The following is a 19978-nucleotide window of genomic DNA, read 5'->3' on the forward strand; positions in this document are numbered from 1 at the left end:
CAACCATGAAGCGATTTGCCTTTAAAATGTATCTCAAACCGGGATGCGAACAGGAGTATGCCAAGCGGCACGCGGCCATTTGGCCCGAACTCAAACAGATGATCAAGGAGGCCGGAGTGGGCAATTACAGCATCTTTTGGGACAAGGAGACCAACATCCTCTTTGCCTATCAGGAGTGTAGCGGCGAGGCCAACAGCCAAGACACCGACCATGTGGATCCCATTACGCAGAAGTGGTGGGACATGATGGCCGACATCATGGAGGTGAATCCCGACAATTCGCCCGTCACCATTCCTATCGAAGAATTGTTCCATTTGGATTAGGCCGCCGTTTCGGCTGCTTTCCATCTATTGCCTGTTGACAATGAAACAGTTCATAGCAACCCTCGTTCTCTTGGTCGGTGTGCTCGTTGCCACCGCCCAGACATTTGACATGACCCGTCCGCAGCCCCGCTACTCGGAGGCCACGGGCTATGGCTACGATGTTGTGGCCTCGCCCACGGCCCGTTCGGTGGCCCCGTTTTATTTCTCGGTGAGAGTGCCCGACGGCAACTACCGCGTCACGGTGACGCTGGGCAGCAACCGGCGGGCGGCCGAAACGATGGTCAGGGCTGAGTCGCGCAGGCTCATGGTGGAGCGGGCCGTCACCCGTAAGGGCCACTACCAAGTGTGTTCTTTCATCGTCAACAAGCGTTCTCCCCGCATCAACGACAAGGAGCAGGTGAAGATCAAGGCCCGCGAGAAGGACTATTTCACGTGGGACGACCGTCTCACGCTCGAGTTCAACGGGCCGGCCCCGGCTGTGCGGAAGATAGTAGTGGAGCCCGACACGGTGGCAACGACCGTCTTCTTGTGCGGCAACTCCACGGTGGTGGACCAGCACTGCGAACCGTGGGCCAGCTGGGGACAGATGATTCCCCGGTGGTTCGACGATCGGGTGGCCGTCTCCAACCATGCCGAGAGCGGTCTCACAGCGGGTAGTTTTCTGGCTTCCAACCGGCTCGACAAGGTGCTCGCGATGCTCCGACCGGGCGACTATGTGTTCTGCGAGTTCGGTCACAATGACCAGAAGGAGCGGGGAGCCGGCACGGGAGCGTGGTACAACTTTGCCCACAATCTCAAGATATTCATCGATCGGGTGCGGGCTGCCGGGGCCACGGTGGTCTTTCTCACGCCCACCCAACGTCGGGCGTGGAACAAGGACAGCACCCACATCATCGAGACCCACGGAGATTATCCCGACGCCATGCGCAGTGTGGCTCGTAGGGAGCAGGTGCCGGTCATCGAGTTGCACGACATGACGCGCACGTTTTTCGAAGCCTTGGGTTTCGAGGGCAGCAAGCGGGCACTCGTCCACTATCCGATGGGGACACTTCCCGGACAGACCCGCGCGCTGGCCGACAATACCCACTTCAATCCCTATGGGGCCTACGAGGTGGCCAAGATGGTGGTCATGGGGATGAAGGCTCTCCGCTTGCCTCTTGTCGAGCACTTGCGGCCCGACTGGCGCGACTACGATCCCGCTCATCCTGATGACTTTCAAACTTTCCGTTGGGCTCCCTCCGTGATCACGGAGTTTACAAAACCCGACGGCAACTAATTCTCTTCTGATATGACAAACAAGACTTTTCTCTCATTGGCCTTGGCTGTTCTCGCCACTTTGCCGGCTGTCGCGCAGCGCGATACCATCAGCCTGAACCGGGGATGGCTCTTCTGTCGCACTCCGCAGGGGCCGGCCGAGGTGGTCAATCTGCCCCACGACTTCCAGATTTCGCAGCCATGGGTGGCTCCATCGGCCGACGAACGGGCCGACAACAGCGATCAGGCCGCCAATGTGAAAAGCCGCCTTTCGGCCCGCGGATTCAAGGAAATGGGCGAGGGCTTCTACCGCAAAACGCTCCATGCGCTGCAGGAGTGGAAAGGCCGTCGGGTGCTGCTCGACTTTGGGGGCATCATGCTCGTGGGCGATGTCTGGCTCAATGGGCGTCGTGTGGGAGGAACGGAGTATGGCTACTTGGGCTTCGAGGTGGATGTGACTTCGCTCTTGCGCTATGGCGAGGACAACCAAATAGAGGTGAGAGCCAACACGATGGGTCCGAAGAACTCGCGTTGGTATACGGGTGGCGGACTCTATCGGGATGTTAAAATCATCCTCACACCGGCCGATTTATACTTTGTGCGCCACCCGTTGCAGATTACGACAAAGGACAACCACACGATAAATATCACTGCCGAAATATCCCGTTACAACAAAGATGCGACCGGTCGGGTGGGCGTGCGCATCCTTGATGCAGCAGGCCGGGAGGTGGCTGCGAGGGAGACGGAGGTGCGTTGGAGTCCTCGTCGGCGCACGATGGAATACCGGCTCGACCCGATAGCCTTGGCTTCGCCTCAACTCTGGTCGTGCGAGACACCTTATTTATATACAGCTGAGGTCTCCATTTATGGCACCGACGGGCGGTTGGCCGACCGTGTGAGCGAACCTTTCGGGGTGCGCACGGTTGAAATCACAGCCGACCGTGGGCTGTTGCTCAACGGAAAGAAAGTGCTCTTGAAGGGCATTGCCAACCATCACACACTCGGAGTGCTTGGGGCGGCGGCCTTTCCACGCGCCATCGAGAAGCGCATACGGCTGCTGAAGCAGTTTGGCTTCAATCACATACGTTGCTCTCACAACCCTTACAGCGAAGACCTTTACCGACTTTGCGACCGCTACGGGCTGCTCGTGGTGGACGAACTCTATGACAAATGGCTCACGCAGTATGCCGGTGGGCGCACGGAATGGACCAATCTGTGGCAGCAAGACGTGCCCGAATGGGTGAAGCGTGACCGTAACCATCCCTCGGTGGTGCTGTGGAGCTTGGGCAACGAACTGCAAACCTACCCCAATCTGCCTTTCAACGACTGGGGTGTAACGCCCTACAAACTGCTGCGCGAGCTGCTTCACCGCTACGACACCACCCGTCTCGTCACCGTGGCCATGCACCCCCGAGGCCGCAACTGGGAGACCGACTCGTTGCCCTGCGACCTCGCGATGCTCACTGATGTGCAGGCCTACAACTACCGCTACATGTATTTTCCCGGCGACGGCCGCCGTTTTCCGTGGATGAAGTTCTACCAGAGCGAGGCCAACCTGCCCATGATGGGTCCCAACTTCTACGAAATGGATCGCGAGAAGGTCATCGGACTGGCCTATTGGGGCATGATAGACTATCTCGGGGAGAGCATGGGGTGGCCTGCCAAAGGTTGGGTGGACGGCGTGTTCGACATCTCCCTGCAGCCCAAACCGATGGCCTACTTCCTCAAGTCGATGTTCAGCGACGAACCCACTGTGCACATCGGCATCGTGGACAACAAGACCGACAACACCGAGTGGAACGGCATCAAGTTTGGAGGAGACCAGACTTCCGACCACTGGAACCGCACTGAGGGCAACCGATACACCGTCTATGTCTATACCAATGCCGACGAGGCGGAGCTTTTTGTCAACGGGCGGAGTCTCGGTGTGCAGAAAAATACGCTCGATCCCAAGACACGCAACAAACTTAAGTGGAATAATGTGGCCTATGTTCCCGGCTCCATTGAGGCTGTGGCACGCAAGGCAGGCAGGGTGGTGGCCCGTCATCGCATAGAGACGGCAGGTTCGCCGGTGGCTCTGCGACTGGAGGCCGACGACGAAATGTGGCGTGCCGACGGCACCGACCTGCAACATGTGCGGGTCTATGCCGTTGACAGCAAGGGTCGGCGCAGTCCGATGGCGCAGCAGTTGCTGACTTTCTCGCTCAAAGGGGATGCCTCTCTTGCGGCACTTGGCAATGGCGACCTCATCGGCGATGACCTGCCCACAGGCATTCGGCAACACTTGTTCCGCGGGTCGGCCCTCGCCATTCTGCGGGCCGGATACACTCCGTCGAAAGTGCGGCTCATCGTCTCGGCCCCCGGACTGAAGGGTGCTTCGCTCAAATTGCAGACCACAGGGAAGTGAAGACGAAGTAAGATGGCTTTTGTAACGGAATCATTCAGAAATTTGCAAACAACGTGTTGAAGAAACCTATGGTTAACAAGAAAACGCTGATAGCGGCCCCGTTGCTGCTTCTCAGTCTCAATGCCGTGCGGGCGCAGCTGCCCTTACCCACCCCCGAAGCGCGCCCCGGACTGCGTTGGTGGTGGCTCGGTTCGGCTGTGGACAAGCCCAATCTGGCATGGAACATGGAGCAGTATGCCCGCGCCGGCGTGGGAACGGTGGAGATAACGCCCATCTACGGTGTGCAGGGCAACGAGCGCAACGACATTACTTACCTCTCTCCGAAGTGGATGGAGATGCTCCATTACACCGAGGACGAGGGCCGGCGCAACAACATTGAGATAGACATGGCCACCGGCACGGGTTGGCCTTTCGGCGGCCCGTGGGTGCCCTTGAGCGAAGCGGCCTGCAAAGCCACCTTCGCCGACACTGTCGTTAACGGCAAGCGCAGGGTGACGCTGCACGTGGGGCGCACCCGGCAGAAGGTGAAGCGGGCGGCTCCCGGCGGCGAAGGATGGGTGATAGACCACTTCGACTCCACTGCCGTGGCCCACTATCTGGCCCATATCGACAGTGCCTTCACGGCCTCGGGAACGCCTTTTCCCCACACATTCTTCAACGACAGCTACGAGGTTTACGGGGCCAACTGGACGCCGCGGTTGCCGGAGGAGTTCTTGAAGCGGCGCGGATACAATTTGATGGACAATCTCGACAAACTCGTCGATGGTGATCCGCAGGTGGTGAGCGACTACCGCGAGACCCTCGCCGAACTGCTGCTCAAGAACTTCACCAACCAATGGACGGCTTGGGCGCACCGCCACGGGGCCATCACCCGTAATCAGGCACACGGTTCGCCGGCCAATCTCATCGACTGTTATGCCGGCGTGGACATCCCCGAGATAGAAGGCTTCGGTCTCACCGATTTCGGCATTAAGGGCCTACGTACTGACAAAGGGTTCACACGCCCCAATTTCAGCGATCTTTCGATGCTGAAATATGCCCCTTCGGCGGCCCACATCACGGGTAAGAAATACACCTCGAGCGAAACTTTCACGTGGCTCACCGAGCACTTCCGCACGTCGTTGAGCCAGATGAAGCCCGATCTCGACCTTATGTTCTGCGCCGGGGTGAACCGCATGTTCTTCCACGGAACGGCTTACAGTCCGAAAGACGACCCGTGGCCGGGATGGAAATTCTACGCCAGTGTGGACATGAGTCCTACCAACTCCATTTGGCGCGATGCCCCCTCGCTCATGGCCTATATCACCCGTTGCCAGACCTACTTGCAATGGGGACAGCCCGACAACGACTTTCTGGTGTATCTGCCCGTGCGCGACCTGTGGCGTGAAGACACCCGCCGGCTGCTCATGATGTTCGATATCCACTCGATGGACAAGAAGGCTCCGCAGTTTATCAAGACCATTCTGGCCATCGACAGTCTCGGTTACGACTGCGACTATATCAGCGACAAGTATCTGGCAGGCGTCACCGTGACACCCGACGGACAGCTCCGGACGGCTGCCGGAACCCTCTATAAAGGTCTTGTTATTCCCCCCGGAACCACTGTCGACAGTCGTTTGCAGGCACTCATCGCCCCCTTGCAGAAGCAGGGCAAAGTGATTTGCGGCATCGATGTTCCGGCTTTGGCCACTACGGCCCGGCCCGAGGCCATGAAACGTGAGCTCGGACTGAAGATAATCAGGCGCAGCAACCCTGCGGGCCATCATTATTTCGTGGCCAATCTCACGCCGAGGGATGTTGCCGCCCGTGTACCCTTGGCCGTGGAGGTGGGCGAAGCCGTGTGGTATAACCCGATGGACAGCACCTTTGCGCCGGCCGGCCTGCGTGGCGGCGAAGTGGCGGTAAGACTGCGAAGCGGCGAGAGCCGCATACTCATCGTGCGCGACCGGCCGGGCGACACGGCCCGTTCCATCGCCGAGAAGCAGGAAGCGACGAAGCCCGGTACTCCCGACCGGCACTGCGCCACCATCGACTTGAGTTCGGCTTCTTGGCGGCTTTCGTTCTTGGAGGAAGCCCCGCGTGTGGGCAAAACGTTCCGCCTGAACGGGCTGCGCTCGTGGGAACAGCTCAGCGACTCGGCGCGTGTGACGATGGGCACAGGCGTCTATGAAACCACCTTCAAGCTCACCGGTCGGCAGGCCTCCGCCCGATGGGAAATCGACTTGGGCGACGTGCGCGAGTCGGCCCGCGTCTACATCAATGGCCGCTACCTTGGTTGTGCCTGGGCCGTGCCCTTTGTGCTCGACTGTCGCAATGCCCTCAAGCGCGGGCGCAACACGCTGCGCATCGAAGTGACTAATCTGCCGGCCAACCGCATTGCCGATATGGATCGCCGGGGAGTGGTGTGGCGGAAGATGAAAGAAATCAATGTTGTGGACATCAATTATAAAAAGACTACTTACGCCGGCTGGGAACCCCTTCCCGGCGGCCTGAACTCAACCGTAAAACTCATAGAAAAATGAAAAGAATCGCTATCCTGTCAGTGGGCGTGCTGATGACCGTCATGGCCGCACACGCGCAGAAACCGGCTGAGGTGCTCGCCGTAGCACAGAGAACCAACAACTATTTCATGGCGAAATACAGTGACCCCACGGTGCCCACTTTCGTCAAAAAGATGCGCACGAGCAACCTCTGGACACGTGCCGTCTACTACGAGGGGCTCATGGCCCTGCATGAGATAGATGCCGACAAACGCTATCTGGACTACACCGACCGCTGGGCCGACTTCCACAAGTGGACGGCACGCAACAGCATCCACACCACCAATGCCGATGACCAGTGTTGCGAGCAGACCTATATAGACCGCTCTGTGATGGCCGGCCGGGCCGAGTGGATGGCTCCCACGAAGGTGAATCTCGACCACCAGATGGGGCTGGGAAAGTATGATGACTGGTGGTGGATCGATGCCATACAGATGGCTATGCCCATCTATGCCAAATACTACAAGGCGACGGGCGAACGGCGCTACATCGATTTTGCCATGAGGAGCTACCGTTGCACGCGCGACACGTTGGCCGGCGGACTTTTCAATAAGACCGAGGGGTTGTGGTGGCGCGACAAAAACTACAAGGCACCCTATAAAGAGCCCGACGGCAAGAACTGCTATTGGAGCCGGGGCAACGGTTGGGTGTATGGGGCTCTGGTGCGCGTGATGCAGAATCTCTCGCCCAAAGACCGCTACTACAAAGAACTGAAGGCCGACTTCGTAAAGATGAGCGAGACACTGCTCAAGGTGCAGCGACCTGACGGATTCTGGAATGCCAGTCTGGTGTCGACCAACTATGAGGGGCCGGAGGTCACGGGCACGAGCCTTTTCCTCTATGGCATGAGTTGGGGCATCAACCACGGGGTGCTCAATGCCAAGAAATACCGTGCCGCCTGCGACAGTGCATGGAAGGCAATGGCAGGCAGCGTGCATGCCGATGGATTCCTCGGATGGAATCAGGGCACGGGGGCCGACCCCTCTACCGGACAGCCGGTGACCTATACCAGCGTGCCCGATTTTGAGGACTACGGCACGGGCTGTTTCCTGCTCGGTGCGGCAGAGTATTACCGACTGCTCGGTGCTGCCCGCCCGTAAGAAGATGACCCCTTTTCATGGAGAGCGGAACGAGATACGGCTATCGGCGTGTCCTGTTCCGCTTTTCATTTGCCCCATTGTCAAGTCCCCTCAGTCTTGGGCCTTGGCGATGATATAGTGCGAAGTATTAAAAGATAAGAAAAGGCTTTACAGCCCCTTTTCGCCCTTTACTTTTACCTCCTTGCCTCATCGTTTCAAATTGTTAAGTAAAGTTACTTGTCGTTTCAGTTTGGCCCGACCGACATCCTGAAAGGGCCACACTTGGAAGCTCATTCGGCCTCTTTTGCAACGCCACTTGGGCCGAATAACAACTCCATAATAGGGATGAAAAGCCCCTTTTAGGGGATTGGGGGGCTGTTAGTGGGTAAAGTTAAAAAAAGGAAGCACTTTCATGCTTCCCTTGCCACGGCAAAGATACAAAATAAATAACCCGAATGCAAATGCGCAGAGAATAATGTTGACAGATTCAGTCATTCATATTTCACTTGTTTAATTTATATGTTTACTTTTTTGTTTGTTTGGTGGTTTGAAAAATAAGCCCTATCTTTGTGAACAGATATAATTATTTCAAGTAATGAAAAAAAAGACTTTTATCGAAGGCCTTATGGTTGGCGTGGCAACAGGAGCATTTGGGGCAATATTATATTTCTTGCAATAGAAGTGTTATGAATCAGCGCAAAATCACCGTCAATTTAATTTGGGCCAATGTTTTTGGAGTCATTCTTTTCTTGGCTGTGACAATCCTAAGTTGCTCTACATGGTATTTTATGTGGGGGTATCCTACACTTGACGACTTCAGAGTAAACAGTTTTCTCGGTCACAATGCATTTCTTGCGGCCCTATTCATCTTGATGCTGTTTATAATGGGTGCTATAGTACACGAACTGATACACGGCATCACATGGGCATGTTTTGCCACGAATAAGTTCAGGAGTATTCATTATGGCATTATTTGGGAAGTCCTTACTCCATATTGCCATTGCGACGAGCCACTGACCGTGCGCCAATATTCCATAGGGGCCTTGATGCCGTTGTTCGTCTTGGGAGTTATTCCATTGGTATTGGCCTTTCCTTTCAAGAGTATACCACTCCTCGTTTGGGGGATAATGTTTGTTTCGGCTGCCGCGGGTGACATATTGATAGTATGGAAATTACGTAAGGAACCTTCCGCGTGTTTGGTGTTAGACCATCCAAAAGAAGCCGGTTGTATTATTTTTGAGGAATAGCAAGCAACATAAATTATTATTTAATCCGTTAAGAGAAATGAATACAGAAATCTATAAGTTGTGGTCTTATATTTTAAAGAGTGCAGAGCGACACGCTTCTTTAAAAATTGGTTTGATGCTTTTGGCAGGTGTCATGATCTACCAATTGGGAAAGAGCGCAGGTGAAGCGTTTTATTATATATTGCACTGATGCGTGAAAAGGGATGGAATGTGATTATGTCCATCCTTCAGTAATGCCATACAAATAATTGCAGATAAGTATTGTTGTGAATTACAATAAGGGTGTGTCAAAATCCTGATGCCCCTCAATAATACACATTTTCTCTGCTTGATATACAAAATATTCCCCCTTAGAGAGTGTTTCTTTTTTAGGGCATGTGTACTTTCATCCACACTTTTTATGCCACTTATCAACTGAAAATCTGTGTTTTGGGCAGAAAGAAATCTATCCCAATGTTTTTTGGTTGAACCTCAAAAAGGGTCGCTCTCCTTTTATTGCCATTCATGCAAAGTTTGATACCGTAGACTGTTTGCTGTATCGTAAATGGAAGTTAATTCGTTAGAATAATCATTAATGGGCACTTTGTATTTTTTTCTTTTTTGAATGATTTTGTTACATTTGCGTCGATCAAAGTCTATGTAAATAAGCTCAAGGTAGTAAATTTATTATTAATTAAATTAATGAAAGTTATGAAGAGAACAATTAAAAGTAACGCCTATGTGAAAGAAATGTCATTAATAGACATGCAATCGGTTGAAGGAGGTTCTGCATTAGGATTTCTTTTGAAGATTGCAAAAGATATATGGAAAGTATTAACAGAAAATGGGCGTCCTAAATATTAATAAATAGTCAATCTCTTTATAATCCGAAGATGCAGGGGAGAACCCCTGCGTCTTTTTATACAATAAAAAACAATATGGTTTTACAGAGGTTTCTGGCTTATAAGAATTAAGAATGCTCATGTGAAGACGCATATTTTGTATTCATAATAACACATACTCAAAGTATATTGTGGCGAAACGGCAGAGCATATAGAAAGTGACATTGCTCAAGTGATCTTTCACGAGGTGGAGGAATCAGAGGCAAAAAGTGGCATTTAAAATAAATGAACAGTAGAAATGAATGAAACTTATTTTCTTGATAAAGAACAACTAAACGATAGCATAGAAACCTATTTATACCATCATCGTGCTAAAAACAAGATAATTTATTGGACTGTATTATTTTTCATTACGGCGTTAATTGTTGCTTTGCCTTTTATTTATGTTGATATTACCGTGCAGAGCAGTGGTGTTGTGAGGCCCAGTGGTGAGATAAGTCGCATCACAGCTCCTATGACAGAAATAGTGGAGACCGTCTGTGCCAAAGAGGGGGATATGTTGAGACAAGGTGATGAAATATTGAGATTCAGAACAAGCTCATCTGACGGCAGAATCAAGTACCAGCAAGATCGTGAAGCAGATACACAGGCACAGATTACCGATCTTGACTTGTTGTCGAGAGGTCTGTGTCCTCATGTGTTCGCATCGGCTGCCCGTCAACAGGAGTATGCCAAACATCAATCGGAGACTCATCGTTTGCAGACGGAACTGCGCCAACTTGAAACGGAATGGAAGCGGCATAAAGTACTTTTTGGCAAAGGACTGATCAGCGAGAGCGAATATAATGAGCATTACTATCGGTATCAGGACAAACTAAATGAACTTAACTTGCTGAATGCCAATCGGATGAGTGCCTGGAAGACGGAACTTGCAAATCTGCGGATGCAACTGTCGGAGACTGCATCCAATCTTACAGAAACACGTAGCAATAAAAATCTGTATATCGTGAGAAGTCCTATCAACGGCACGTTAGAACAGTTTGCAGGCATCTACCCCGGCAGTAATTTGCAGATAGGCACCACCATTGCTATGGTAAGTCCCGATACTACTCTGCATATAGAGGCCTACGTTGCGCCACGGGATATCGCCTTTATTACAGAAGGGATGCGTGTAAAAGTGCAGATAGAATCTTTTAACTATAACGAATGGGGGACGCTGGAAGGAAAGGTGCAGAGTGTGTCGTCTGATTATGTAAGTGACGGTAACGGCAACACTTATTACAAGGTGAAGTGTATGCTTTTAAAAAAATATCTCGAATTGCGCAAGCAAAACCGCAAGGGATTTGTCAAGAAAGGCATGACGGGGGTGATTCACTTTGTGGTCACACGCCGTTCTTTGTTCGACTTGCTTTACAAAAGCCTCGATGATTGGATGAATCCCACACAATATCAATCAACCACATCTGCTGGGCACCATTCACATCAACAAACAACCGATCATGTATAATAAAGGTATCAAAATAAGACAGCAGGACATTACCGACTGTGGAGCAGCCTCGCTGGCCTCTGTATGCGCTCACTATGGTTTGAAATTTCCCATCGCCCGCATACGCCAATATGCTTTTACCGACAAGAAAGGAACCAATGTGTTGGGGATGGTTGAAGCGGCCGGAAAGTTGGGGCTGAGTGCGAAAGGTGTACGGGCGCAGCCCGAGGCTCTGAAGATAATACCACTACCAGCCATCGCCCATGTCGTTGTGAAGGAAATACTCCATCATTTTGTGGTCATCTATAAGGTGACTGACAAGTATATTGAGTATATGGATCCGGGCGATGGAGGAATGCATCAGGTTGTGTGGGAAGAGTTCCAACGGATTTGGACTGGTGTCCTGATACTCTTGGAACCTAAAGAGACCTTTGTGCGGGGTGATATGAAGACCAGTATTGTGCGCCGTTTCTTCCAATTGTTGCGTCCCCACAAAAGTGTGATGGTCGAGGTTCTGTTTGGAGCTGTCATCTGTAGCATCTTGGGATTGAGCACGTCGGTCTATGTCGGCAAGATAGTAGACTACGTGTTGGTAGATGAAAATGTCAACCTGCTCAATCTCATGGGAGTGGCAATGGTGGCGATTATTCTTATTCGCATATTCATCTCGACGACAAAAAGCATTCTGGCTCTGAAGACCAGCCAAATGATTGATGCCACGCTTATCCTCGGTTATTACAAACATATATTGCACCTTCCTCAGCAATTCTTCGACACGATGCGTGTGGGGGAAATCATCTCTCGTGTAAATGATGCCGTAAAGATTCGCATGTTTATCAACAACGTATCGGTAGATTTGGTGGTCAATGTGCTGATATTAGTTTTTTCCACCGGTGTGATGTTTGCTTATTCATGGAAACTGGCACTGGTGACATTGATTTCTGCTCCATTGTTTCTTGTGGTATTCTTTTTATTTAACCGTCTCAACAAGAAATATCAACGTGAAATAATGGAAACGGCTGCCGATTTGGAGGCCCAACTCGTAGAATCGCTTAACGCCATTACAACCATTAAGCGTTTCGGCATTGAAGAACATGCCAATCTCAAGACAGAGGCACGCTTCGTGCGCCTGCTTCGCAATACATACGTCAGTGCACGAGGCTCCATATTTGCCGGTAACGGCATTGACCTGATATCATCGGCAGTCACGGTGGCCGTGTTGTGGGTGGGAAGTAAGTTGGTCATTGACCAGACGCTCACTCCGGGTAGTCTTATGATATTCTACTCGCTGATAGGATATGTCCTTTCCCCCATCGGTTCACTGATCACATCCAACCAGACCATACAAGATGCACTGATTGCTGCAGACCGACTGTTTCAGATTCTTGACTTGGAAACAGAAGACTCGGATGAAACTAACAAAGTAAACTTAGCACCGGAAATGATTGACAATATCACTTTTGAGAACGTCTCGTTTCGGTATGGTTCACGAAAACAGGTGTTTGAGTCTCTCAGTCTGACCATTCCGAAGGGCCGGACCACAGCTATTGTCGGAGAGAGTGGGTCGGGCAAGACTACGCTCATCTCCTTGTTACAGCGTATCTACCCCATTCAATCCGGGCATATATACATTGGAAAATATGACATAGCGATGGTGAGCAACGACAGCCTGCGTCGTGTCATTGGCACTGTACCGCAGAAAGTGGAATTGTTTGCCGGTACTTTGCTATCCAACATCTGTCTCGGTGACCTGCAGCCCGATATGCGTCGAGTGCTTGACATTATAGAACAATTGGGGTTAAGGGACTTTATTGATGGGTTGCCACGAGGATTAGACACCATCATCAGCGAACAGGGTACTACTCTATCGGGAGGAGAGCGGCAGCGAATATCCATTGCCCGTGCCTTGTATAAGCAGCCGGAAATCCTGATTTTTGATGAAGCCACCTCTTCACTCGACTCCATCTCCGAGCGTTTTGTCAAACAAACACTCAACACTTTGGCTGCAAAAGGCAAAACTATCATCGTCATAGCCCATCGCCTGAGTACCATCAAGGATGCCGACATGATAGTGGTCATAGACAAGGGAATGGTTGCCGAAAGTGGTACGCATGGTGAGCTGATTGCTCAAAATGGAGTGTTCCAACGCTTGTGGCGTGAGCAATTTAACGTAATAGATTAAAGAACTATGGAATTGAAAAATGAGATTTACAGGTTGAAAGTGTTGCATCGACTCATTAAGACACACAATACCGGCTCGCCTCAGGAACTTGCCGAGAAACTGCGTATTAGTAAGAGACACCTCTACAATGTATTGGACAACCTTCGACTACTTGGCGCAAAAATCGACTACAGTCGCAGTAATTTCACTTTTTATTATACCAACCATTTTGAGTTACACCTTGAATTACAAGTGGAATTTTTGGATGAGGAAGAAAAAAAATATGTATTTGCAGGATTTTTTTTGCATAATGCAATGTTTGTGCACGGAAAGGCTTTATCTTTGTAATCGTAAATGGTTCCGGAGCCTGATACAAACAATCACATTATTAACAATTTGAATATCCAGAATGACTGTTTCGCCGAATAAGAATTCTGGTTTTCAAAAATAACTAAAATTACAGATCATGGAAGCAAAGATTAAAGAATTGTCTTTTAGTGAGATGCAGAAAATTTCTGGAGGACTTTGGATTGTTAGGGTTGCACGATTTGTGCTCGAAGCTCTTGCAGGTGATATAATTTGCAATCCCAAACAATCTTGGGCTGATTTTAATGCAGGAAGAGAAGCCGCTAATAGGCAATGGCGTAAGCATTCTAGATAACAATATAAAAATACTATAATTATGAAAGAGCCAATAATAAGAGAATTGAAAAAAAAGGAACAGATTTCTATTTCTGGTGGAAATTGGTTTACTAAATTTGTAGGGTATTTATTGCAAAGTCAATATAATGGAATGGAGCGTAACAAATTCCATCCGTCAGTAATGCCATACAAATAATTACAGATAAGTATTATTGTAAATTAGCATAAGGAGCATTGTGGATAACGATGCTCCTTATCGTGGTTTAAGCGTTATGAGTGTAATGTGTAAAAGGAATATTTATGAATGGGGATGTTTTCTATTTATAGGAGTTATGCTTTTTATAATTCTGTCAGGAATCTTTCAAGAGATTTTGATACATGACTATCCTGTTCTCATCAAGATTCTCTTGGCATTGTTGTTTTCCCGTATTCTTCTATACCTTTACAAAAGGTTTTTGATTCTATATTATGACGACAACACCATTCCTTTAGTTATTAACCAAATACAAAAGATAGCAATAGGTTGGTTAGTTATTTCCGCATTTTTTTCTGGAACGATAGGAGTCTTGTATTTTGTCAACTGTTATACGCCTGAGAAAATAGAGTTTAATCTATACTCCCAATTTGAGGGATTGTCTATCTTCGGAATAGTTGCAGTCAGTGAGGAAATAATCTGCCGAGGCGTTATTTACAGACTTATATGTGACAGGTGGAACATTTCTGTTGGTGTGATTGTGTCCTCTGCTCTTTTTGGAATTATGCATATATTTAATGATGGTGCCACGATATGGTCTGCATTGGCCATTGCAGTCACCTCCGGGTGGCTATTGGCCATAGCTTATACTTATCACGGTACGATATGGGTTCCGATAGGAATGCATTGGGCTTGGAACTATCTTGAAGGCTGTATTTTTGGTTGTCTCGTCTCGGGACAAGTGCCTATTGGCATTCCCCTTATAACACCCTCGATAACAGGTAATGAGATACTGACGGGCGGTGCGTTTGGGCCTGAAGCATCGATTGTTGTCGTTGTAATGGGAGCGATTATCTCGGCTGCATATACCATGTTGTATTTCAAATCTAAGATAAGTTGCAAGGCTGTCGTGGAAATACCATTTTAATATCTAAAAACAAATAAAAAGATGCGTGAAATTGTGATAGGCTGAAAAAGAAGCAGGGGCTGCACCATAATCGGTGCAGCCCCTGAGATATATATGCGGTCGGGTGGGCGGTCAGCCTACCTGCGAACCGGGTTTCACTTCATCGAGTGTGGTGGTCACGCGGAGCGAACCGTCGGCATCGACGGCACTCAAAATCATGCCTTGGCTCTCGATGCCCATCATCGTGCGTGGCGCGAAGTTGGCCACGAAGAGCACATCCTTGCCCACAAGCTGTTCGGGCTCGTAGTAGGCAGCGATGCCGCTGAGGATGGTGCGGTCGGTGCCGGAACCGTCGTCGAGGGTGAACCGGAGCAGTTTCTTGCTCTTTTTCACTTTCTCGCAATGCTTGATGTGCCCCACGCGGATGTCGAGTTTCTCAAAATCCTCAAACGACACTTCGGGTTTCACGGGCTCGGCCTTGTGGGCAGCAGCCTCGTTGGCCTTCTTGGTGTCGGCGAGTTTTTGCAGCTGCTTTTCGATGACATCGTCTTCCAGTTTCTCAAAGAGCAGCTCGGGTTCGGCAAGCTGGTGTCCGGGCTTTAGCAGGTCGGTGGCTCCCAGTCGGCTCCAGTCGAAACTTTCCATGTTGATAAGCTTGCGCAGTTTCTCAGAAGAGAACGGCAAGAATGGTTCGAAAGCGATGGCGAGGTTGGCCACGAGCTGAAGACTGATGTAGAGAATGGTCTCTACGCGCTTGGGATCGGTCTTCCACACTTTCCAAGGTTCACACTCGGTGATGTATTTGTTGCCGATGCGGGCGAGATTCATGGCCTCTTTCTGCGCTTCGCGGAACTTGAATGCGTCGAGATAGCCCTCCACCTTCTCCTGTACATCCTTAAATTCGTGGATGGTCTGTTGGTCCACCTCTAGCAGTTCGCCGCAGGCCGGCACCACGCCGTCCCAGTATTTCTTGGTGAGTTGCAAAGCACGGTTGACGAAGTTTCCATAGATGGCCACGAGTTCGGAGTTGTTGCGCTCCTGAAAGTCCTTCCAAGTGAAGTTGTTGTCTTTGGTCTCCGGGGCGTTGGCCGTGAGCACATAGCGCAGCACATCCTGCTTGCCCGGCAGTTCGCGCAGGTATTCGTGCAGCCACACGGCCCAGTTGCGCGAGGTGGAAATTTTGTCGTCCTCAAGGTTGAGAAACTCGTTGGCCGGCACATTGTCGGGCAGGATATAGCCGCCGTGGGCCTTGAGCATTGTCGGGAAGATGATGCAATGGAACACGATGTTGTCCTTACCGATGAAGTGGATGAGCCGGGTGTCCTCGTCTTTCCACCATTTCTCCCACGAGCCCCACTTCTCCGGTTCACGGTCGCACAGTTCCTTGGTATTAGAGATGTAGCCGATGGGGGCGTCGAACCACACATAGAGGACTTTGCCCTCGGCCCCTTCCACGGGTACGGGGATGCCCCAGTCGAGGTCGCGGGTCATGGCGCGCGGCTGCAAGTCCATGTCGAGCCAACTCTTGCACTGCCCGTACACGTTGGGACGCCACTCCTTGTGCTCGTCAAGAATCCACTGCTTGAGCCATCCTTGATAATCGTTCAGTGGCAGATACCAGTTCTTGGTTTTCCTCACCACGGGCTTGGAGCCGCTGATGGTGGAGTGTGGATTGATTAGTTCCATAGGACTGAGGTCGGAACCGCATTTCTCGCACTGGTCACCATAGGCGTTTTCATTGTGGCAGTGGGGGCATTCGCCCATGATGTAGCGGTCGGCCAGAAACTGGTGGGCCTCCTCGTCGTAGTATTGTTCGGTCTCTTTCTCCACGAGTTTGCCGTCGTCGTAGAGTTTGCGGAAGAAGTCGGAAGCCAACCGGGCATGGGTCTTGGAGGTGGTGCGGCTGTACACGTCGAACGAGATGCCAAACTCCTCAAACGACTCCTTGATCATCTTATGGTAGCGGTCTACCACGTCTTGCGGAGTGATGCCTTCTTTCTTGGCGCGGATGGTGATGGGTACGCCGTGCTCGTCCGAACCTCCGATGAACACCACCTCCTGCTTCTTCAGCCGCAAGTAGCGCACGTAGATGTCGGCAGGCACATACACGCCGGCCAGGTGTCCGATGTGTACGCCACCGTTGGCGTAGGGAAGTGCCGCCGTGACGGTGGTGCGCTTGAATTTCTTTTCCATATCTTTCTTTTTGTTCTATTCTTGTTATATGGTGCAAAATTACGATAAAAAGGGCAGACTGCAAAATGTATGCCCAACTTCTTGCCTACAATCCTCGTTCGGCCCAGTCGCCCCGGTCGAGGTTGCGGTAGCTGATGGCTTCGGCCAGATGTTCGGGCTGTACGGAAGGTGAGGCTGCAAGGTCGGCGATGGTACGGGCCACCTTGAGGATGCGGGAGTAAGCCCGTGCCGAGAGTGAAAGACGTTCCATGGCCGTGCGGAGTAGGTCGATGCCGGCATCGTCGGGTTCGGCAAACTCGTGAATCATACGTTCCGACATCTGCGCATTGCAGTGTATGTCTTTGTAGTCGCGGTATCGTTCGGTTTGGATAGCCCGTGCGGCAATGACTCGCTCGCGGATGTTGGCACTCGGTTCGCCGGGCGAGGCCTTGGATATGTCCTTGAAAGGCACCGGAGTGATTTCGCACTGGATGTCTATGCGGTCGAGCAGTGGGCCCGAAATCTTGTTCATGTAGCGTTGTATCTGCCCCGGCGTGCAGACACAATGGTGGGTTGGGTCTCCATAATAACCGCAGGGGCAGGGATTCATGGAGGCCACAAACATGAAAGAGCAAGGGAAGTTGATGTTATATTTGGCGCGGGAGATGTTGATTTGCCGGTCTTCGAGTGGTTGGCGCAGCACTTCGAGCGTGTGTTTGTTGAATTCCGGCAGTTCGTCGCAGAAGAGCACACCGTTGTGTGCCAGTGATATTTCGCCCGGTTGGGGATTGGAACCACCGCCCACGAGGGCTACTTCGGAGATGGTGTGGTGGGGCGCACGGAACGGCCGTTGGGAAATGAGCGACACGTCCCGCCCGAGTTTGCCGGCGATGGAATGAATTTGTGTGGTTTCGAGGCTCTCGGCCAGCGTGAGGGGAGGCAGAACGGAAGGTAAACGCTTGGCCATCATCGATTTACCGGAGCCGGGAGGACCCACCATGATGAGGTTGTGCCCTCCGGCGGCAGCCACTTCGAGGGCCCGCTTCACGTTTTCCTGTCCGCGAACGTCGGCAAAATCCTGTTCAAACCGGCTCTGCTGCTCGTAAAACTCCTTGCGCGTGTCGACCACGGTGGGCTCGAAAGCCTTTTGATCGTTGAGGAACATGATTACATCAAGAATGGTCTCCATGCCGTAGACTTCCAATTTGTTGACCACGGCAGCCTCCCGCACATTCTGCTTGGGCACAATGAGACCTTTGAAATGCTCCGCACGGGCCCTGATGGCGATGGGCAGTGCCCCTTTCACAGGCTGTAGTCGACCGTCAAGTCCCAATTCGCCCACAATCATGTATTCGCCCAAGTGGTCGGCAATGATATTGCTGTTGGCAGCCAAAATACCGATAGCCAACGGCAGATCAAACGATGAACCCTCTTTGCGGAGATCGGCAGGAGCCATGTTAACGGTGATGTCGGCCACGGGAAACTTGAAGCCGTTGTATTGTAAGGCTGCGGCGATGCGGTCACGACTCTCGCGCACGGCTTCGTCGCCAAGTCCGGTGAGATGGTACATCACTCCCTGCGAGAGACTGACTTCTATCATCACCGTGGTCACTTCAAGTCCGTTGACCGCGGCGCAGTATGTTTTTACCAGCATAGATGGTGTTTTCTTTGTGCCACCCGGGTGGCGTTGGGAGATATGGTGTTGCTGTTGCGGGGGCTCCCCGGCCGATACTTATTTCAGTCCGAGCAGTTCCTTGACCTTCTTTTCCAGTTCATCGGCACGCAGACTACGGGCCACGATGCGTCCGTTTTTGAGCACGATATTGTCGGGAATGGCTGTCAGGCCGAGTTTAGTCACCGTCTTGTCTTCGAGCATTTCTCCACTGCACACATTGGCGTAGGTGATAGAGTCGCGGCGCAGTGCATCCTTGCAGTCGGACTTGCCTGCATCAAGCGAAAGGCCGAGCACGGAGAGCCGACCGCCAGAACGTCGTTGAAGCGATTGCAGGCGGCGCTGGATGTCCTGACTGTCGTAGTTCCACGATGCCCACACGTTGATCACGGCTACGGGAGCAGCGGCAAGAGTGGTGCTGGAGACGAGTCGTCCGCGGGTGTCATAGGCTGTGAAGGTTGGCAGTCGACTGCCAACAGTGGTGGCCCCTACGCCCCGCAAGAGCTGTTTCATGCGGGTGAGACTGCCGTTCTTGGGCTGTTCGCGGAGCATGAGGTCGATGAGTGAGAGTGCCTGCCGATAGTCGGGAGTCTGACTTTTTACGAAATATTGCCGCACGAGACAGACACTCACGAGTGATGCAGGGTGATCTTTGATGAATTGGGTGGCATGTTTCTTGAGTTGTGGAGGAGAGTCGGAAGTTGTCTGTTGGCGGAATTCCGTCATCAATTCGTTTTCATCCGTCCCCGTCACTTCCATTTCTTTGAGGTGGGAAGCGTCGGTCTTGATTTCTGCCGTCTTACCGGAAGCGGCGAAAATGGGGTGTTCGGAGAAGTTTGGGAAGACCAGCATGAGTGTGCCTTCATTCTTGCAGGGCGTTTCAAAGGTGAAGCGTCCGGCTTCGATCTTGATGGTGTCCATACCTTCCATCACCCCGTCGGGGCTGTAAACATATAGTTCGCCCTGATTGATGTGGAGTATCTTGCCTTTTAATCGAAAGCGTCCTTTGCCGGCTCCGCATGAGACGAGCGATGAGATGACGGCTATCAAAAAGAGGTATGAGATGTGTTTCAT

Annotated in this window: 17 protein-coding genes; 14 read left to right on the forward strand and 3 right to left on the reverse strand. The window is 51.4% G+C overall.

Annotated elements, in window-relative coordinates; translation table 11 throughout:
* Positions 1-5: 5 nt before the first annotated feature.
* From rhaM to HMPREF6485_RS03840, 14 genes are all read left to right on the forward strand, one after another.
* Positions 6-323, forward strand: a complete 318-nt coding sequence (gene rhaM / locus HMPREF6485_RS03785) for an L-rhamnose mutarotase (protein ID WP_004343735.1) — start codon at positions 6-8, stop codon at positions 321-323.
* Between the two features lie 40 nt (positions 324-363).
* Positions 364-1599, forward strand: coding sequence for a rhamnogalacturonan acetylesterase (locus tag HMPREF6485_RS03790; protein WP_004344783.1), 1236 nt, complete (start codon positions 364-366; stop codon positions 1597-1599).
* Between the two features lie 12 nt (positions 1600-1611).
* Positions 1612-3984 carry a glycoside hydrolase family 2 TIM barrel-domain containing protein gene (locus tag HMPREF6485_RS03795; protein WP_004344787.1) on the forward strand — a complete coding sequence of 791 codons (2373 nt, stop codon included), beginning with the start codon at positions 1612-1614 and terminating at the stop codon, positions 3982-3984.
* Between the two features lie 68 nt (positions 3985-4052).
* Positions 4053-6506 (forward strand): glycosyl hydrolase, encoded by a 2454-nt coding sequence (locus HMPREF6485_RS03800; RefSeq protein ID WP_004344789.1) that lies wholly within the window; start codon positions 4053-4055, stop codon positions 6504-6506.
* A complete protein-coding gene (locus tag HMPREF6485_RS03805; RefSeq protein WP_004344791.1) occupies positions 6503-7624 on the forward strand; it encodes a glycoside hydrolase family 88/105 protein in 1122 nt (373 codons plus the stop codon). The genes HMPREF6485_RS03800 and HMPREF6485_RS03805 overlap by 4 nt, the downstream gene beginning before the upstream one ends.
* Positions 7625-8289: 665 nt before the next feature.
* Positions 8290-8850, forward strand: coding sequence for a DUF3267 domain-containing protein (locus tag HMPREF6485_RS03810; protein WP_004344792.1), 561 nt, complete (start codon positions 8290-8292; stop codon positions 8848-8850).
* A gap of 37 nt (positions 8851-8887) precedes the next feature.
* A complete protein-coding gene (locus tag HMPREF6485_RS14115; RefSeq protein WP_004344794.1) occupies positions 8888-9040 on the forward strand; it encodes a hypothetical protein in 153 nt (50 codons plus the stop codon).
* A gap of 500 nt (positions 9041-9540) precedes the next feature.
* Positions 9541-9693 (forward strand): hypothetical protein, encoded by a 153-nt coding sequence (locus tag HMPREF6485_RS13945; RefSeq protein ID WP_155814387.1) that lies wholly within the window; start codon positions 9541-9543, stop codon positions 9691-9693.
* Between the two features lie 276 nt (positions 9694-9969).
* Positions 9970-11178: an HlyD family secretion protein gene (locus HMPREF6485_RS03820; protein WP_004344796.1), complete on the forward strand. Its 1209-nt coding sequence runs from the start codon at positions 9970-9972 to the stop codon at positions 11176-11178.
* Positions 11171-13339, forward strand: coding sequence for a peptidase domain-containing ABC transporter (locus HMPREF6485_RS03825; RefSeq protein ID WP_004344797.1), 2169 nt, complete (start codon positions 11171-11173; stop codon positions 13337-13339). The genes HMPREF6485_RS03820 and HMPREF6485_RS03825 overlap by 8 nt, the downstream gene beginning before the upstream one ends.
* Positions 13340-13345: 6 nt before the next feature.
* Entirely contained in the window at positions 13346-13666 is a 321-nt protein-coding gene (locus HMPREF6485_RS03830; RefSeq protein WP_004343336.1) for a helix-turn-helix domain-containing protein, read from the forward strand.
* A 118-nt stretch (positions 13667-13784) separates the two neighbouring features.
* A complete protein-coding gene (locus HMPREF6485_RS03835; protein WP_004344798.1) occupies positions 13785-13979 on the forward strand; it encodes a bacteriocin in 195 nt (64 codons plus the stop codon).
* A 21-nt stretch (positions 13980-14000) separates the two neighbouring features.
* Positions 14001-14156, forward strand: a complete 156-nt coding sequence (locus tag HMPREF6485_RS14120) for a hypothetical protein (protein ID WP_004344801.1) — start codon at positions 14001-14003, stop codon at positions 14154-14156.
* 40 nt (positions 14157-14196) lie between these two features.
* Positions 14197-15081 (forward strand): CPBP family intramembrane glutamic endopeptidase, encoded by an 885-nt coding sequence (locus HMPREF6485_RS03840; RefSeq protein WP_211205715.1) that lies wholly within the window; start codon positions 14197-14199, stop codon positions 15079-15081.
* A 111-nt stretch (positions 15082-15192) separates the two neighbouring features.
* Here HMPREF6485_RS03840 and metG read toward each other — a convergent pair whose 3' ends face one another.
* The 3 genes from metG to HMPREF6485_RS03855 all read right to left on the reverse strand — a co-directional run bounded on the left by metG (position 15193) and on the right by HMPREF6485_RS03855 (position 19978).
* Positions 15193-17253 (reverse strand): methionine--tRNA ligase, encoded by a 2061-nt coding sequence (gene metG / locus HMPREF6485_RS03845; RefSeq protein ID WP_004344804.1) that lies wholly within the window; start codon positions 17251-17253, stop codon positions 15193-15195.
* Between the two features lie 85 nt (positions 17254-17338).
* Positions 17339-18886: a YifB family Mg chelatase-like AAA ATPase gene (locus tag HMPREF6485_RS03850; protein WP_004343331.1), complete on the reverse strand. Its 1548-nt coding sequence runs from the start codon at positions 18884-18886 to the stop codon at positions 17339-17341.
* A gap of 78 nt (positions 18887-18964) precedes the next feature.
* On the reverse strand, positions 18965-19978 hold the full coding sequence (locus HMPREF6485_RS03855) for a DUF4369 domain-containing protein (RefSeq protein WP_004344805.1): 1014 nt from the start codon (positions 19976-19978) through the stop codon (positions 18965-18967).

This window comes from Segatella buccae ATCC 33574 (assembly GCF_000184945.1).
GTDB classification, from domain to species: domain Bacteria; phylum Bacteroidota; class Bacteroidia; order Bacteroidales; family Bacteroidaceae; genus Prevotella; species Prevotella buccae.

Excerpts from the sequence above, each read along its gene's own strand:
- rhaM (WP_004343735.1), top strand. The coding sequence starts at position 6 with ATGAAGCGATTTGCCTTTAAAATGTATCTCAAACCGGGATGCGAACAG.
- HMPREF6485_RS03790 (WP_004344783.1), top strand. The coding sequence starts at position 364 with ATGAAACAGTTCATAGCAACCCTCGTTCTCTTGGTCGGTGTGCTCGTT.
- HMPREF6485_RS03795 (WP_004344787.1), top strand. The coding sequence starts at position 1,612 with ATGACAAACAAGACTTTTCTCTCATTGGCCTTGGCTGTTCTCGCCACT.
- HMPREF6485_RS03800 (WP_004344789.1), top strand. The coding sequence starts at position 4,053 with ATGGTTAACAAGAAAACGCTGATAGCGGCCCCGTTGCTGCTTCTCAGT.
- HMPREF6485_RS03805 (WP_004344791.1), top strand. The coding sequence starts at position 6,503 with ATGAAAAGAATCGCTATCCTGTCAGTGGGCGTGCTGATGACCGTCATG.
- HMPREF6485_RS03810 (WP_004344792.1), top strand. The coding sequence starts at position 8,290 with ATGAATCAGCGCAAAATCACCGTCAATTTAATTTGGGCCAATGTTTTT.
- HMPREF6485_RS14115 (WP_004344794.1), top strand. The coding sequence starts at position 8,888 with ATGAATACAGAAATCTATAAGTTGTGGTCTTATATTTTAAAGAGTGCA.
- HMPREF6485_RS13945 (WP_155814387.1), top strand. The coding sequence starts at position 9,541 with ATGAAGAGAACAATTAAAAGTAACGCCTATGTGAAAGAAATGTCATTA.
- HMPREF6485_RS03820 (WP_004344796.1), top strand. The coding sequence starts at position 9,970 with ATGAATGAAACTTATTTTCTTGATAAAGAACAACTAAACGATAGCATA.
- HMPREF6485_RS03825 (WP_004344797.1), top strand. The coding sequence starts at position 11,171 with ATGTATAATAAAGGTATCAAAATAAGACAGCAGGACATTACCGACTGT.
- HMPREF6485_RS03830 (WP_004343336.1), top strand. The coding sequence starts at position 13,346 with ATGGAATTGAAAAATGAGATTTACAGGTTGAAAGTGTTGCATCGACTC.
- HMPREF6485_RS03835 (WP_004344798.1), top strand. The coding sequence starts at position 13,785 with ATGGAAGCAAAGATTAAAGAATTGTCTTTTAGTGAGATGCAGAAAATT.
- HMPREF6485_RS14120 (WP_004344801.1), top strand. The coding sequence starts at position 14,001 with ATGAAAGAGCCAATAATAAGAGAATTGAAAAAAAAGGAACAGATTTCT.
- metG (WP_004344804.1), bottom strand. The coding sequence starts at position 17,253 with ATGGAAAAGAAATTCAAGCGCACCACCGTCACGGCGGCACTTCCCTAC.
- HMPREF6485_RS03850 (WP_004343331.1), bottom strand. The coding sequence starts at position 18,886 with ATGCTGGTAAAAACATACTGCGCCGCGGTCAACGGACTTGAAGTGACC.
- HMPREF6485_RS03855 (WP_004344805.1), bottom strand. The coding sequence starts at position 19,978 with ATGAAACACATCTCATACCTCTTTTTGATAGCCGTCATCTCATCGCTC.